The organism is Acinetobacter sp. ANC_7504 (genome assembly GCF_056779995.1).
This window is the reverse complement of the sequence record NZ_JBWYIZ010000001.1, coordinates 17870-33823: the sequence shown is the minus strand read 5'-3', so window position 1 is coordinate 33823 and position 15954 is coordinate 17870. Positions and strand designations below refer to the sequence as shown.

The 15954-nt window shown below is 38.2% G+C and carries 14 protein-coding genes and 3 tRNA genes; 7 read left to right on the top strand and 10 right to left on the bottom strand.

Annotation, left to right across the window (positions count from 1 at the left end; all coding sequences use genetic code 11):
- Positions 1-290 precede the first annotated feature (290 nt).
- Positions 291-1520, top strand: a complete 1230-nt coding sequence (locus AC1M9F_RS00155; protein WP_481596736.1) for a hypothetical protein — start codon at positions 291-293, stop codon at positions 1518-1520.
- A 35-nt stretch (positions 1521-1555) separates the two neighbouring features.
- Here AC1M9F_RS00155 and AC1M9F_RS00150 read toward each other — a convergent pair whose 3' ends face one another.
- From AC1M9F_RS00150 to AC1M9F_RS00130, 5 genes are all read right to left on the bottom strand, one after another.
- Entirely contained in the window at positions 1556-2725 is a 1170-nt protein-coding gene (locus tag AC1M9F_RS00150) for a LuxR C-terminal-related transcriptional regulator (RefSeq protein WP_481596735.1), read from the bottom strand.
- Between the two features lie 149 nt (positions 2726-2874).
- The gene (gene groL / locus AC1M9F_RS00145; RefSeq protein WP_035266940.1) at positions 2875-4509 is read right to left on the bottom strand and encodes a chaperonin GroEL; all 1635 of its coding nucleotides are present in this window, start codon (positions 4507-4509) and stop codon (positions 2875-2877) included.
- A 69-nt stretch (positions 4510-4578) separates the two neighbouring features.
- Positions 4579-4869 carry a co-chaperone GroES gene (locus tag AC1M9F_RS00140; protein ID WP_004810787.1) on the bottom strand — a complete coding sequence of 97 codons (291 nt, stop codon included), beginning with the start codon at positions 4867-4869 and terminating at the stop codon, positions 4579-4581.
- Between the two features lie 169 nt (positions 4870-5038).
- The gene (locus tag AC1M9F_RS00135; protein ID WP_481589683.1) at positions 5039-5815 is read right to left on the bottom strand and encodes a metallophosphoesterase family protein; all 777 of its coding nucleotides are present in this window, start codon (positions 5813-5815) and stop codon (positions 5039-5041) included.
- On the bottom strand, positions 5812-6735 hold the full coding sequence (locus AC1M9F_RS00130; RefSeq protein ID WP_481589682.1) for a diacylglycerol/lipid kinase family protein: 924 nt from the start codon (positions 6733-6735) through the stop codon (positions 5812-5814). Before AC1M9F_RS00130 ends, AC1M9F_RS00135 begins: the two co-directional genes overlap by 4 nt.
- A gap of 406 nt (positions 6736-7141) precedes the next feature.
- Between AC1M9F_RS00130 and AC1M9F_RS00125 the strand changes: the two genes are divergently transcribed.
- Together AC1M9F_RS00125 and AC1M9F_RS00120 are read left to right on the top strand one after the other, a co-directional pair.
- A complete protein-coding gene (locus AC1M9F_RS00125; protein WP_481588545.1) occupies positions 7142-8971 on the top strand; it encodes a phosphoenolpyruvate carboxykinase (GTP) in 1830 nt (609 codons plus the stop codon).
- Positions 8972-9114: 143 nt separating this feature from the next.
- Entirely contained in the window at positions 9115-9546 is a 432-nt protein-coding gene (locus AC1M9F_RS00120) for a hypothetical protein (RefSeq protein WP_481596734.1), read from the top strand.
- Between the two features lie 11 nt (positions 9547-9557).
- Here AC1M9F_RS00120 and AC1M9F_RS00115 read toward each other — a convergent pair whose 3' ends face one another.
- Entirely contained in the window at positions 9558-10238 is a 681-nt protein-coding gene (locus AC1M9F_RS00115; RefSeq protein ID WP_481596733.1) for a class I SAM-dependent methyltransferase, read from the bottom strand.
- Between the two features lie 176 nt (positions 10239-10414).
- On the bottom strand, positions 10415-11263 hold the full coding sequence (gene folD / locus AC1M9F_RS00110; protein WP_481596732.1) for a bifunctional methylenetetrahydrofolate dehydrogenase/methenyltetrahydrofolate cyclohydrolase FolD: 849 nt from the start codon (positions 11261-11263) through the stop codon (positions 10415-10417).
- 153 nt (positions 11264-11416) lie between these two features.
- Between folD and AC1M9F_RS00105 the strand changes: the two genes are divergently transcribed.
- The 3 genes from AC1M9F_RS00105 (at position 11417) to AC1M9F_RS00095 (ending at position 12436) form a co-directional block, all read left to right on the top strand.
- Positions 11417-11490, top strand: a tRNA-Cys gene (locus tag AC1M9F_RS00105).
- A gap of 9 nt (positions 11491-11499) precedes the next feature.
- Positions 11500-11585: transfer RNA gene (locus AC1M9F_RS00100), tRNA-Leu, on the top strand.
- Positions 11586-11704: 119 nt separating this feature from the next.
- Complete coding sequence (locus AC1M9F_RS00095) at positions 11705-12436, top strand: hypothetical protein (protein ID WP_180028125.1); 732 nt, start codon at positions 11705-11707, stop codon at positions 12434-12436.
- Between the two features lie 8 nt (positions 12437-12444).
- Here the strand turns inward: AC1M9F_RS00095 and AC1M9F_RS00090 are convergent, their stop codons facing one another.
- Positions 12445-14208 carry an alkaline phosphatase D family protein gene (locus tag AC1M9F_RS00090; RefSeq protein ID WP_481596731.1) on the bottom strand — a complete coding sequence of 588 codons (1764 nt, stop codon included), beginning with the start codon at positions 14206-14208 and terminating at the stop codon, positions 12445-12447.
- A 217-nt stretch (positions 14209-14425) separates the two neighbouring features.
- Here AC1M9F_RS00090 and AC1M9F_RS00085 point away from each other — a divergent pair.
- Positions 14426-14511: transfer RNA gene (locus AC1M9F_RS00085), tRNA-Leu, on the top strand.
- A 108-nt stretch (positions 14512-14619) separates the two neighbouring features.
- On the opposite strand, the gene AC1M9F_RS00080 is transcribed toward AC1M9F_RS00085, so the two are convergent.
- Complete coding sequence (locus AC1M9F_RS00080; protein ID WP_035266912.1) at positions 14620-14931, bottom strand: DUF5713 family protein; 312 nt, start codon at positions 14929-14931, stop codon at positions 14620-14622.
- 162 nt (positions 14932-15093) lie between these two features.
- Positions 15094-15948 (bottom strand): dihydropteroate synthase, encoded by an 855-nt coding sequence (gene folP / locus AC1M9F_RS00075; RefSeq protein ID WP_481586561.1) that lies wholly within the window; start codon positions 15946-15948, stop codon positions 15094-15096.
- Positions 15949-15954 lie beyond the last annotated feature (6 nt).

Sequence of the window (15954 nt, the reverse complement as noted above, 5' to 3'; positions counted from 1 at the left end):
CATTAAAATATATAAAAATTTAATTGATATTCAGTGACTATGAATAAAAAAACAAGAACTAATAACAGAAACGATCAACATTGATTGAATTAAGAAGAGAATATGAAGCCCTCACCTATGAACCGCTTATCTGATCCTTCAAAAAAAATATGCGCAATTTCTCAAAAGTAAAAAACTTCTAAAATTACGCAGCATTAATGCCATCACCCCCTCCCAATTTGAGGATAGTCATATTCAATTTGTTAAAACTATATTCAAGGTACAAAAATACGAATGATTTGGGGGAAATGATGAAAAAAGCTCTTCTAACACTGGCGCTCAGTACCTGTTTAGCAGCTTGTGGTGGTTCGGATAAATCCGCAAAAAATGATGATCAGATTAAAATAGGAATACTGACTGACAGCCCAGTAGCAGGTGCGACGTATATCGTGAATGGCAATAATGACAATGCGAAGAAAACCAATGCAAATGGGGAATTTGAATATCAAGATGGAGATGTCATTACATTTAAAATTGGTGATATCGAAATTGGTACTGTACAAGGCTTAGCTCGTGTGACACCAAATGAACTCGTGGATGAAGATTTAAATGCAGATGAACGTAACAAGAGAATTATCAATCTACTGATTTTTTTACAATCACTGGATATCGATGAGGATAAAGAAACCATACAAATCCCTGATGATGTTTCAACTCTCTCGCCTTCAGCGATTGATTTCAGCGATACGACGAGTGATTTTAGAGAGCGACTTCAAGCTCAAATTATCAATATTCCTGAAATTGCCTCCAATACAGTAGTCAGTGAAGAGCAAGCTAAAGAACATTTTAGCAGCTCACTGCTCAAAGACATTCAAGGCGTATGGTATGCAAAAAACAATGAGTCTGAAATTGTGTTATTTATTGGAGAGAATGGCGAATATATGCTTGGTGAACCAATCCCAAGTGAGCCCAATAGTTCTTCAAATGGCATGGAATACGCCAAAATAAATCTAGATGCTTTGAGTGGTAGCTTTTATACTTCTTCCATAAATAGTACTACGCCTGTGATTGATACCAATGAAGATTGGGGACTTCTCGATGATGGGGAATCACGTTCATTAAGGCTATCTTTTAATGGTTCTAAACTCAAAATTTTTGATGATGATAATCTTGATGAAAGTGCAGAATTTACGCGAGTTCCTCGAAATAATAGTGGAATTGTAGGCGCATGGCAGTCCTCAAGTGGTAAACAAATTTTCGTATTTAATTCTAATAACACTTTCATTATGGTAGATGCTATTGGCGATGATCAACCAGATCCATATGATGGACCTTGTGGTGGCCCTGGTATTGAGTATGGTCGTTATCAATTACGCGACAACAAGCTCTTTGTTACCACGCCCCTCAGCATTGATACAAATGGTTGTGCTGGATTATCCGATACAGACGCGCATTTAGGCTTACCATTACAAATTTCTACTCAAAGTTTAAGCTTTACCGTAGCAGATGAAGGCACATTTACACTGACCAGAATGAATTAATTTTATCCCCCTTCAACATCTTCGTTAAAGGGGGATTATTCAATATGCTGAAAAGCATCAATAAATTCGATCAAAATCCGCATCATTTCAGCTTGTGAGGAGCATCCTAACTTCTGATAAATCGTTTTCAGATATGTCCGCAGTGAACTCAGCGTAATCCCACATTTCAAAGCAATATTTTCAAGATGCTGATCGTCCATAAAATGCTGACAAATTTCAATTTCTCGAGCTGTCAGTTGGAATGTTGATTTCAGTAATATTTTAGACAAGCGTTTTCGATCCTGCATTTTTGATAAGAATAATGCAACTTGATTATTGTCTAAGATCATTGAATCTGACAGCACCTTAAGTGGTGAGACTGTGATGAAGTAAGCTGATTGATGTCGATCGCTATATAACTGCATTGCACCCCCAACTTCTTCTTGATCATGCCTCTCTAATGAATAACGCTCATTCTTTTTGAATGTGCTCTGCACCAATTTTTTTAATTGAGTATTATAAGGCTCGATTATTTTTAATCTGTTATGCAAATCTATTTCAATCATACTCGTATCATTCAAACAATCCTTCGCATACTGATTCACAAATCTAACTTCTAAATCAGATTGAACAATGAGTACACCCACATTCAACTTATCTAAAATTTCGGTGTAATTACTTCTATCATGTTGAAGAAACTTAATTTGTCGATGAATTTGAATCGCTCTTCTAAAGTGTTTTGCGAGTCTTTCTAAACTTTGTAATTCAGCAGTATCATAAGCAGCTTCATCTGATGGTCGATGTACCGCAAGCACGCCCCATTTATATTTTCCATACTCTAACAATACCCCACTGAGATAACAGATGTTTGAAGGAACTAAACAATATTCATAAAAGTTCTTCAAATCCTCATTATCTGTTTCAGCATATGATCGACAATCAATTTGATAGGCATGCTCTAATCCATAGGTATTCATTAACTCACCATGAATACGCATGTCTACGACATCTAAGTTATACGTTTGATAATTTTGAATTCCATCAATCGGGATATTAATGGTGTAAATAAAATTTTGTTCGGGCCGAAGCTGATCCAAGTAAGTAAAGATCGCCGTTGAACTCTGTGTAAATTCCACGACCTGTTTTAAAACATTTTCCCAGTGATGTGGCTTTAAGGCAGCCTCATAAATTTCTTCTATGATTTGATTTTCTTGAACAGTTAACATCATCACCCCCAATCATGGTGTTAATGTTCCTTTAGATTAGCGCTCTACGAGGCTTTTATTCAATATTTACAATAGTATTCAAATATTTATCAGACAGATGACAAAAAAATCCCCGCTTAAAGCGGGGATTTTTTAGGCTGTGGGATGAATTACATCATACCGCCCATACCACCCATACCGCCCATGTCAGGCATAGCTGGTTTATCTTCTGGGATCTCTGTAATCATGCACTCAGTTGTTAACATTAAGCCCGCAACAGACGCAGCATGCTCAAGTGCAGAACGAGTAACTTTCGCTGGATCAAGGATACCCATCTCTAGCATATCGCCGTATTCACCAGTCGCAGCGTTATAACCGAAGTTGCCTTCGCCATTTTTAACTGCATTAATCACTACAGATGGTTCGTCACCTGCGTTAGATACGATTTGACGAAGTGGCGCTTCAATCGCACGACGAAGGATGTTGATACCTACGTTTTGATCATCGTTAATACCCGTTACACCGTCAAGTGCTTTAGCTGCACGTACTAATGCAACACCACCACCCGCAACAACACCTTCTTCAACAGCAGCACGAGTTGCATGAAGAGCATCGTCTACACGATCTTTCTTCTCTTTCATTTCAACTTCAGTTGCAGCACCGATTTTAATCACTGCTACACCGCCTGCTAATTTAGCAACACGCTCTTGAAGTTTTTCTTTGTCGTATTCTGAAGTTGATTCTTCGATTTGCGCACGAATTTGTTGAACACGCTCAGCAATTTGATTCGCATCGCCTGCACCATCAACAATCACTGTGTTTTCTTTAGATACAGTTACTTTGTGTGCAGTACCTAAATGTTCAAGTGTTGTTTGATCTAACTGCATACCGATTTCTTCAGAAATCACAGTACCACCAGTTAAGATCGCGATATCTTGAAGCATTGCTTTACGACGATCACCGAAGCCTGGTGCTTTAACAGCACATACTTTGATGATGCCACGCATGTTGTTTACAACAAGCGTTGCGAGTGCTTCACCTTCAACATCTTCAGCGATGATAAGAAGTGGTTTACCTGTTTTCGCAACGGCCTCGAGAACAGTAATCAACTCACGGATGTTGCTTACTTTCTTATCAACAAGAAGGATAAATGGGTTTTCCAATTCAGCAGTCAATGTATCTTGTTTGTTTGCGAAGTATGGAGAAATATAACCACGGTCAAACTGCATACCCTCTACAACATCTAGAGAATCTTCAAAGCCTGAACCTTCTTCAACAGTGATTACACCTTCTTTACCCACTTTTTCCATCGCTTGAGCGATCAGTGAACCAACAGTCGTATCAGAGTTCGCAGAAATCGAACCAACTTGTTCAATCGCTTTCGAATCAGATGCTGGTTTAGCTGTTGCTTTAATATCTGCAACAACAGCTTTAACTGCAATATCAATACCGCGTTTCAAATCCATTGGGTTCATACCCGCAGTTACTGACTTGATCCCTTCGTTCAAAATTGCTTGAGCTAAAACGGTTGCCGTTGTAGTACCGTCACCTGCGATGTCATTTGTTTTAGAAGAAACTTCACGAACAAGTTGAGCACCCATGTTTTCAAACTTGTCTTTTAATGTGATTTCTTTCGCTACAGAAACACCATCTTTAGTGATGTGTGGCGCACCGAATGAACGATCGATAACTACGTTACGGCCTTTAGGACCAAGTGTAACTTTAACCGCATCTGCAAGGATATTCACACCTGCGATCATTTTTGTGCGAGCTGAATCACCAAACTTAACGTCTTTAGCTGACATATTTGACTCCGAATATTATTAAAATTACTAAATCTGATTGATTAAATGAGTAGTATTAAAAAGAATCAATTAGCCTTCTAAAACAGCTAAAATATCTGACTCTTTCATGATTAATAGTTCTTCGCCATCTACTTTCACAGTTGTTCCTGCATAAGTACCAAACAATACCTTGTCACCTACTTTTACATCTAAAGCGCGAACGCCATTGTCAGTGATCTGACCATTACCAACTGCAATAATTTCACCTTGAGCAGGTTTTTCTGCAGCAGAACCTGGCAATAAAATGCCGCCAGCTGTTTTTGTTTCTTCTTCAACACGACGAATTACTACACGGTCATGTAATGGACGAATGTTGCTCATAAAAATACTCCATCAGACTAAGTCTTTTGATTAATAGTCGTGATCTTAATTTCCTTAGATCACCACCAAAATTATTTGATGTCACTTTTGTGGGGATGGAAAAAATTGCTTCAAGGGGAAAATGAAAAAAAATTTAATTTTTTGTATTTTTTTTAGGCATTTCGATAATTTAGCCTTCATTCCGATTTGCAACTAAATAAAATTTCTTAAATCTCGAATCAAAGCGATATTCACGCACCTTCAGTTTTTCATCAATTAGATTAAAACTATTAGAAAAGTCATGATGTAAACGATGTGACGTAGCGGTACCTGCATGAATATCCAATATTGGATGTTGAGCATTAAGTTGGAAAATCTTATTCAGATCATAAACAGCAGATACATGTAAATGACCATGTAGAATTGCATTCAACCCTGAGCTTGCCCATGTCTTTAGGGCTTTTTCAGTATTTTTAGGACGATCTTTAGACATATTTATACCGTGATCACCACTATAGAAAGGTTGATGCGTAAGCAGAATTTTTAATTTATCTTGAGGAGCCAATTTCATTTTTTGATCAATTTCCTGAATTTGAAACTCAGTAATACGACCTTTGGTATGGTACTTAGGGTGAATTGTATTGATTCCTATAATATAAAAATGCTCAGTTTCTAAGGTCTGTTCCATTTCACCAAAAAACAACTTATACCGATGAAACGGACTTAAAAATCTGCGCCATAAATGAAACAAAGGAATATCGTGATTACCCGGAATCACAATATAAGGAACATTAAGTTCTTCTAGAAATTTTTTGCAGTGATAAAACTGTGAAAATCTTGCCCTTTGAGTGAGATCACCACTGACCACAACAGCTTCGATCAAATGTTCTGCAACAAAGTGAGTAATTGCATCTAAGCAATCTTGTTGCTCAGTCCCAAAATGCAAATCAGACAAATGTAAAATCATTGTGGCACCATTAAGGTCAGTGCATTTCTTTCAACATGAATATCTAATGGTGAATCCAGTTGAATAATTTCTCCATCGATTGCTACAGTCATCTTTTTTTGATGAGAACGTATGCGCACATGATCCGCACTAAAACTATATACGTCTGCTGCCTGATCTAATTTTCCACGAACGAGTTGGATGAGTGTTTTAAAAATACTCAGCTTATCCGTGCGAGCAAGTACAACTCCCGCAACCCGACCCTCTTCTGCCGTTTTAGCGATATTGAGGTTCATTTCTTTTAATTGAAGTTGGTTATTACCTAAAAATAATAAAGGGGTTTTAACTGCATAATTTACACCATCCACCTCAATTTCTAACTTTAATTCTTTACGATCACGAATCAACACGTCTAAGCCAGAAGTATAGGCATGTAATGGTAGACGCCCTAGTTTTTGGTTATATAACTCTCTTTTTTTAATAAACAATGGATAAAGACCCAAACTCGCATTATTTAGATAAATGGCATCATTAATTTTTGCCACATGTACCGCTTTAGGCTTACCTTCAACCACCAGTTTTGCAGCTTCGAGAATATCTAAAGGAATATTCAAAACCCGTGCAACATAATTGAACGTCCCTAAAGGTAAAATTGCCAAAGGGATGGTTTGATGTAATAAATAATTAGCCACAGAATTTAACGTTCCATCCCCGCCAGCAACCACAATCACCCCCTGATTATCATGATTTAAATGTCGAAGATGAACTTTTTCGATGAGTGCTTGAACACTCATTTCTGAAGCAATATCAAAAACTTGTATTTCAAAACCTAGATCTGTCCAATAATGCATAAGTTGTTCATAAATTTGATCATTATTGGTGGCATGAAATCCAGATTTTTCATTAAAAATCATAGACAAAGGCTTTAGCATTGAATTCATTTTATGAGTTTAAAAATTGAATTACTTTAAAATTTCGTCTATTTACTACTCAATTAAAAGCCAATTTATGTAATTTTTAAATGATGTTCATTTGATTTTTCGATGATGAGAATTGATCTCATATTTTAATTAAGTTTTTATTTTAAATGAATATTTTAACTATAAATACCAAACATAAAATTTAAAAATGAAAAAGAAATTACTCATTTTTTAAAAAAATATCAAATAATTACATAAACTTAACACCAAACAAGTCTTAAGCACTATTTAAGCCTTTGGTCTTATTTTTTTTAAGAAAATATGCTTTAATACAGCCACTTTTTTTCATACTGAATCTAGAGTCTGCAAACCAGCATCTAGATATTATTTGTACACCACATTGTACACTTTTGATATAGGCCTCACCATGACCCAAGTGAACGCACCAGAATTCGTTCGTCACCCTAAGCTTATTGCTTGGGTGGAAGAGATTGCTAAACTAACAAAACCAGCAAAAATTGAATGGTGTGACGGTAGCGCAGAAGAATATCAACGTTATATCGACTTGATGATCGCTAACGGCACAATGCAAGCGCTTAACCAAGAAAAGCACCCTGGTTCATATCTTGCAAACTCTGATCCTTCTGACGTTGCTCGTGTTGAAGACCGTACTTTTATCTGCTCTGAAAACAAAGAAGATGCTGGCGCAACTAACAACTGGGAAGCTCCAGCGGTTATGCGTGAAAAATTAAACGGTTTATTTGACGGTTCTATGAAAGGTCGTACTTTGTACGTTGTACCTTTCTCTATGGGACCTTTAGGTTCTCATATTGCTCACATTGGTATCGAACTTACTGACTCTCCTTATGTTGCAGTCAGCATGTCTAAAATGGCTCGCATGGGTAAAGCTGTTTATGACGTTCTAGGCACTGATGGCGAATTTGTTCCATGTGTACACACTGTAGGTGCACCATTGGAAGAAGGTCAAAAAGACGTTGCTTGGCCTTGCAACAAAGAAAAATACATCGTTCATTATCCAGAAACTCGTGAAATTTGGTCATTTGGTTCTGGTTATGGTGGTAACGCATTGCTTGGTAAAAAATGCTTAGCATTACGTATCGCATCATTCATGGGTCGTCAACAAGGCTGGTTAGCTGAACACATGCTCATCCTTGGTGTGACAAATCCACAAGGTGAAAAACATTACATCGCAGCTGCATTCCCATCTGCTTGTGGTAAAACAAACTTTGCAATGTTAATTCCACCAGCAGGTTATGAAGGTTGGAAGATTGAAACTGTAGGTGACGATATTGCTTGGATCAAACCAGGTGAAGATGGTCGCTTATATGCAATCAATCCTGAAGCAGGTTTCTTCGGTGTAGCTCCTGGTACAAATACGAAGACTAACCCGAACTGTATGGCTACGCTTCATAAAGACGTGATCTATACAAACGTTGCCGTGACTGACAACGGTGAAGTATGGTGGGAAGGTCTTTCTAAAGAAGCACCTGCCAACCTAACGAACTGGAAAGGTCAACCACATACTGGTGAAGAAAAAGCAGCTCATCCAAATGCGCGTTTCACAGTTTCAGCTGGTCAATGCCCTTCTATTGATGCTGACTGGGAAAATCCAGCAGGTGTTCCAATCTCTGCGTTCATCTTTGGTGGTCGCCGTGCAGACACAGTGCCTCTAATTTCAGAAGCATTTGACTGGGTTGACGGTGTTTATAAAGCTGCAACAATGGGTTCTGAAACAACTGCTGCTGCTGTTGGTCAACAAGGTATTGTTCGTCGCGATCCATTTGCGATGCTTCCATTTGCTGGCTACAACATGGCTGACTACTTCACACATTGGTTAGAAATGGGTGAGAAAGTTGGCGAGAAAGCTGCAGCTGCTGGTAACAAGCTTCCTGGTATTTACAACGTGAACTGGTTCCGTCGTGATGCTGAAGGCAACTTTGTATGGCCTGGTTTCGGTCAAAACATGCGTGTTCTTGAGTGGATTATCGATCGCTGTGAAGGTCGTGCTGACGCTGTTGAAACTCCAATTGGTCGTGTTCCAACTTACGAACAGTTGAACTGGACTGGTTCAGACTTTACGAAAGAGCAATTTGACCTTGTGACTTCTCAAGACAAAGAGCAATGGATCAAAGAACTTGAAAGCCATACTGAATTATTTAACAAACTTGGTGATCGTTTACCAGAAGCGTTGAAAAAACGTCAAGCTGAGCTTTTAGAAGCGGTTAAATCTGCTTAAGCATGATGAGAAAAAAGGTCACTTCGGTGACCTTTTTTTTACTTCAAACAAACTGAATAAAGTGTATTTAGTAACGTTTATTAGTACCAATAAGTTGTCACACTTATGGCATACTGATTTAAACAGCTTATTAGGATCAGATAATGAAAAAAATAGAAATGATTGGCTCTTGTTTAATCACCCTTATGCTTACAGCCTGTCAATCTGTTCCGCGACAGCACAATGGAGCTACAGGATATCAAATTGAAAATCAATCAGAGAATTCTGCCACTATTTCGTATACCCTCTCTGCACGCGCCAACCAAAATATTGATGAATACAAATTACAACGTACTTGCCAACAAGTTCTAGGGCACACTCAACAATATAAAACCACCATTTTGAGTGTAAATGAAATTGCTAATCCCAATTATAAAACTCAAGAAACTCAACAGGTTCAAATTGGTCAATCACGAACATCATTCGGACTCTCAAACACTCAAAGCCTATACAGCAATGAAGACTACAATACACGTCTTTCTTTAGAAACTAAGCCTAGCCTCTTACAAGTCGTTCGCTTTAACTGCACACTCTAAACTTAGGACACTCAATGTACTTCATTGAGTGTCTTATAAAAACTGACATTTCTAAATTCAGGTGATTCATCCAAGTCTGGCCATGTCGTTGCACTGCGTTCATCAAGCTTTTCATACTTCGGATGACTAAAGTTTTTTACACGACTATCCGCCACCCACACCTCAGGTGCAAATTTTAAAAACTCATCTAAGAAGAAACGATTGCACTGGTCATACAACACATCAGCCGCCAACAAGATATCAACCTGCTCAGCTTTATATAAGTCATCCAAATATTCAAGCTCAACATCATTCAATTCAGCATTGGCACGACACGCATCCAAACTAACTTGGTCGATATCACAGCAAATGACACGCTTTGCCCCTGCCATTTTTGCTGCAATCGCGACTACGCCTGAACCTGCGCCAAAGTCTAAAACCACTTTGTCTTTCACATGATGCGGTTCAGCCAATAACCATTGTGCCATTGCTAAACCTGATGCCCAACAGAAAATCCAATATGGCGTATCATTCCAAATACGACGAATAACTTCATCATCTAGCTTATCGATTGGAAAAACGGGTGGAATGAGCCAAAGTGAAATTGGTGTATCAGGCAGTTGCTGTGCATGAAGTTCACAATGTGGAATCACATCATGTAAGGCTTTGAGTAAATGTTCAGGCGCTTTAGGAAATAGGAAAGTACAGCTCATTGGATTTTATTTTTAAACATGCAAAATTAGAGTTTCAAATACGAAACCTAAATTAATAAAGAGAGTTCCCTCTCCTTTTTTTAAAGGAGAGGGTTAGTGAGAGGATTTATCTAACTCAATACCCTCACCCCGACCCTCTCCCTGAGCCGTATACGGCGCAAGAGAGGGAGATACTATTAACCTAAAGCTTTTTCAGCTGCTTCAACTGTTTGACGAATCAACGTTGTGATTGTCATTGGACCTACACCACCCGGTACTGGTGTGTAAGCTGAAGCAATGTCTTCAATACCAACAAGTTGAATATCGCCCACACCACCGCCATCACGTGGATGGAAACCAGCATCAACAACTACTGCACCAGGTTTAATCCAATCTTTTTGAATCAATTCAGCTTTACCGACTGCACCCACAATGATATCCGCTTGCTTCACAAAGCTAGCAAGGTTTTGTGTTCGAGAGTGACAAATCGTTACAGTAGCATTGGCCTCGAGAAGCATAGCTGCCATTGGTTTACCCAAAATTGCAGAACGACCTACAACAACCGCATGCTTACCTGCGATTTCGATGTTGTTTTCTTTCAGAATCATCATAATACCTGCAGGTGTCGCAGAACCGTAAGCCGCTTCACCCATTGCCATACGACCATAACCAAGGCAAGTAACACCATCCACATCTTTTTCAAGTGAGATCGCATCAAAACACGCTCGCTCATTAATTTGCGCAGGTACTGGATGTTGTAAAAGAATACCGTGAACATCAGGATTTGCATTGAGTTTTTCAATTTCAGCAAGCAATTGTTCTGTCGTCGTTTCTTTTGGTAGTTCAACTTTAAGTGAATCCATACCAACACGGCGGCATGCATTACCCTTCATACGCACATAAGTTGCAGATGCACCATCGTCACCTACTAAAATCGTCGCAAGAATTGGAGTACGTCCTGATTTTGCTTTTAACGCTTCTACGCGAGTTAACAAATCAGCCTCAATTTGTTTTGCCAATGCACGACCATCTAAAACTAATGCCACGGCACATCTCCCAAGTGTTGATATGAATCAATTTCGCACATTCTACATGAATATTTTAAATAATTTCCGTTATATGCTGTTTTTCTGCACATACGAATAAAAGCACTATTGTTTTTTTTTCAGAGCTTGTTAATATACGCATCAACAAGACATGGCGGGGTGGCAGAGTGGTCATGCAGCGGACTGCAACTCCGTGTACGCCGGTTCGATTCCGACCTCCGCCTCCATCTTGTTAAGCCCGAGTGGTGAAATCGGTAGACACAGGGGATTTAAAATCCCCCGCCCACAAAGCGTGCCAGTTCGAGTCTGGCCTCGGGCACCATTCTTCTAATAGAGAATAATGGTGTAAATAAAAAACCCAGCGTAAGCTGGTTTTTTTATGTCTGCATTTTCTTTAAACTCATCTGCTATAATCACTCATCTTCAGAATTTCATATTCAAATGAATCAAAATCAGCAAGTTGCTCAATATCTTCAAGAACTAAAACAACAATATCCTCAAGCGTTTAAAAAAAACTTCTTGCTCTATAGTCAGTTAAAGACCAAAGGGATTCTAGATGAGCGTAAAGAACTGATCCCGCTTGCACTTGCATTAATGATTTTCCTCCCTTGCTCATATTTGTTAACCCTTTTGCTTAAACAACACATTGTTTTTTTAGAAGGCTTTCAATCTGGCGGGAGTGCTGTGTTGTGTATCATGTTATTTTTTATGCTGATTACGCCAATCATCCTCAAACAGATCAAGCATAGTAGCATCTCAACTTACCAGCAACTTAAAAATACCCCATTCAAACTGACCATCCTCATTCTTTTACAAAGTTTAAATATCGCTTTTATGGAAAGTTGGTTCTTACAGGGAATTTTGTTTTATTTCGCTATGAATTTTGGTTTCGTTAAATTTTATAAAGAGAATTTATTCCGAGAAAATACTTCTAAAGAAAACTATTACTACATTCAAGAAATTCGTAGAGTGGCTTTCTGGAGTTATAAACAAAATTTTAAGCTTTACTTAAAACTAATCTTTTCATCCAAAAACTCAAAGCAGCATCAATTATTGATTGAACAAAAACAAAAAAATGCGCAACTTTATGTTCATTTGATGAACTATGAAAACAAATTGTGTATGCGCTACAAGCATACCGATATAGAAAAATATATCGATAGCATCATGTAGCGCTACGATCAACTTGCTTGCTGCATTACTTTAATTATATTCAAATTGGTATCATACGTTGTTGAGTGCAATCTGAGTTGATCAACTTGATACTTCTGTGAATGAATATCTGTTAAAAACAACCAATCTGCACTCAATTGCGTAGAATCAAAGCTCAATTTTAAATAGCCTCGTTGATTCAAATTACAAAAGCTTAATTCATCAATCAATTGGATAAACACTTGTTCAAATTGTTGCATTAAGTTCTCAGGTAAATTGAGATATTTCTCCATACCTGGTGAAGAAACTGAACTTGTTGCTAATTCAATCCCCACCTTCTCACCATTTTGTTGATGTAATGCAGACTCCCACGCATTATGGGTATCTCCAGCCAACACAACAACTTTCTTCTGATACTGCTCATACAAAGCATAAACACGCTCACGCTCAGCATAATAACCATCCCAAGCGTCTAAATTATAAGGAATCACGGTTAGGATTCTTAATAATTCAGCGTCAGTTAAGCTCGGGTCACTATTTTTATAACGCAATTTAATCGCGACCAACTCCATCAGACGTTTTTGAGCTTCTATTAAAAAGTTGTCATCTACCATTCCACTTTTGGCAACATTTAATATTTGCAATACTTCAGCAGGTACCAACATTTTCGCCATCAATACTTGCTGACCCAATACATTCCATATTGCACGAGAACTCTGAAGACTATTCGCCAACCAATTTAACTGATCTATCCCTATTAGCTGTCGCTGCTCATTCAATAATGCCGCTCTAAATTGCTCAACATTTAGATTTTCACCATCCATAAATGAAGCAAAAGCCAGTTGCTCATCTCGTGCCAACATACGTGTATCTAGCATATTAAGTTGAACTAAATCACCAAAATTAAACTGACGATAAATATGAAGAATATCGTTATTGCTTTTTTCGCGGATTGGCATCCACTCAAAATAAGCGGTTAGGGCTGCTGTTCTTCGTGCTACGAAATCTCCCTCTAAATCAGGTTGATGATTCTGCGCACCAGCTCTCCATGCATCATTTGTCAGCTCATGATCATCCCAAATCAGAATAAATGGATGACGTTGATGAACCGCTTGTAAATCAGGATCTGTTCGATATTTTGCATAACGTTTTCGATAATCTTCTAGATGGTAAATCTCGTTTTGATTATCCACATCGAGTGTTCTACCAAGCTTTTCGGCTTGTTCAGCTGCATACCCATCTTTGCCATATTCGTAAATATAGTCACCCAGATGCAGCACAGCATCCACGTCCTGCTTCGCAATTTCACGGTACACATAAAAATAACCAGCAGGATAATTTGAGCATGAGCATACCGCAAAGTTAACCGCATTGGACTTGGTTGCTAAGGTCTTCGTACGACCAATTGGAGAATGTATCTGCCCATATTTAAATCGGTAATAATAACGAGTATCGGCACTCAAATTAAGTACATCGACTTTCAAGCAAAAGTCTTTAGCAGCAGAAGTCTTGATTTTCCCCATCTGAACAATATTTGAAAAATTCTCATCAAGTGCAATTTCCCAATCTAATTCATATGTTGCCGCCACATCTGTAGGTGTTATTCGCGACCAAAGAATTATTCGATCCTGTAATGGATCTCCACTCGCCACTCCATGCAAAAAATCAACTTTATGCTCATTGCTGGTTTGACCATCGCCATTACATGCTGTAATCAGAACAGGCAGTGAAATCGCACCTAATCCAGCCAATGAATTTTTAATTAATGCGCGTCTTGAGATTTTATTTTTCATTTTATTTACGAATTGGCGAGTTATTTTAACTTCGAACTTAAACCGTATTTATGAAGCTAAAATTGCAATCAGATGACAATTTAATGTACAAATATCATAAACCATCGCCCCAAAATTTATATTTTTTAATCTAATAAATGCAAGTTGATTGAAAAGAAAGCAAATAATACGATTTTCTCTTGCCAAGCTTAAAAGTGTCCTCTATTATTGCGCACATGCCCGAGTGGTGAAATCGGTAGACACAGGGGATTTAAAATCCCCCGCCCTCAAAGCGTGCCAGTTCGAGTCTGGCCTCGGGCACCATTCTTCTGATAGAGAATAATGGTGTAAATAAAGAACCCAGCGTAAGCTGGTTTTTTTATGCCTAGCGTTTAGCCACAACAATAACAACACAAAAAAATAGAGAGCGATTTACCACTCTCTATTTGAAACAAGTTCTTCCATTTCGATATCTAAGAATCCCTCTTCCTGAACGACCATCATCATTGCCTCAGCAATATAGTCTGCTGCTGCATCATCAAGAGAAGAATCAAGATCTTCGAACTGAGGTTTCATCTCATTAATTTCCGCCACAATATCATTGGCGATTTGATAAATCTCAGCATCGGAATTCACCTTAGATACCTTCTTTGAGAATTTTTCAATGAGTTGCTGAATTTCAGCCACGAGAATATCAGGATAATATTCATCGTCGAACATCGGGAGAAGTACATCATTCAACATATTAAAGCTCAAGTAATAGCATTAACAAAAACCGAGCTTATATAACACAAGCTAGACATTAAACCAACAATAAAAACGAGGAGTAAATCTCACTTTTAATCAAAGTATAACTAAGCTAATATTTTCATTGATGATTTTAACCGTCTTAAATCTGCCTTTAATTTAACTAACACTATTCATTGCTGCCCAAATTTGAATAGCTTGCACCATTTCTTTTACATCATGTGCTCTGACCATACATGCTCCTTGCTGTATGCTTAACAGATGCCCCGTCACCGAACCCACTGCACGTTCATGGGCAGGTACACCACCTAAAGCTTCACCAATAAATCGCTTACGAGATAATGCAGAAAGCATTGGATAGCCCAACTCATTTAATTTATACAACTCTTTTAATAATTTCAGGTTTTGATGTGCATTTTTTGCAAATCCGAAACCCGGATCAATCATGATATTTTCAGGTTTAATTCCTGCATTTAATGCTGCATCTAATCGAGTTTGCAATTCTGAAATCACATCTAAAGTAATATCATCATATTGATCCAACTGGTTCATTGTGGTTGGCTCACCACGCATATGCATGATAATGACTGGAATATCTAATTCCGCAGCTGTTTCTAAAGCATGTGGCTTTGTTAATGCTCTGACATCATTCCAAATATGCGCTCCAGCTTTAACCGCCTTTTTAATCACTTCTGGTTGAGAAGTGTCGATTGAGATCACTACATTCAATTTTGACAACGCTTCAACGACCGGAACTACACGATCTACTTCATCTTGAACATCAACAGCAGATGCGCCAGGACGAGTTGACTCACCACCTACATCAATAACACTCGCCCCTTCAGCAATCATTTGCTTTGCTCTCTCTAGTGCCGCCTCTACACTATTGTGTTTACCACCATCACTAAACGAATCTGGCGTTACATTTAACACACCCATTACATGAGGCTTTGACAAATCAAGTTCCAATGCACCACATTTAAGAATCTGATTAGGTAAAGAGATAAGTTGCATATTGAT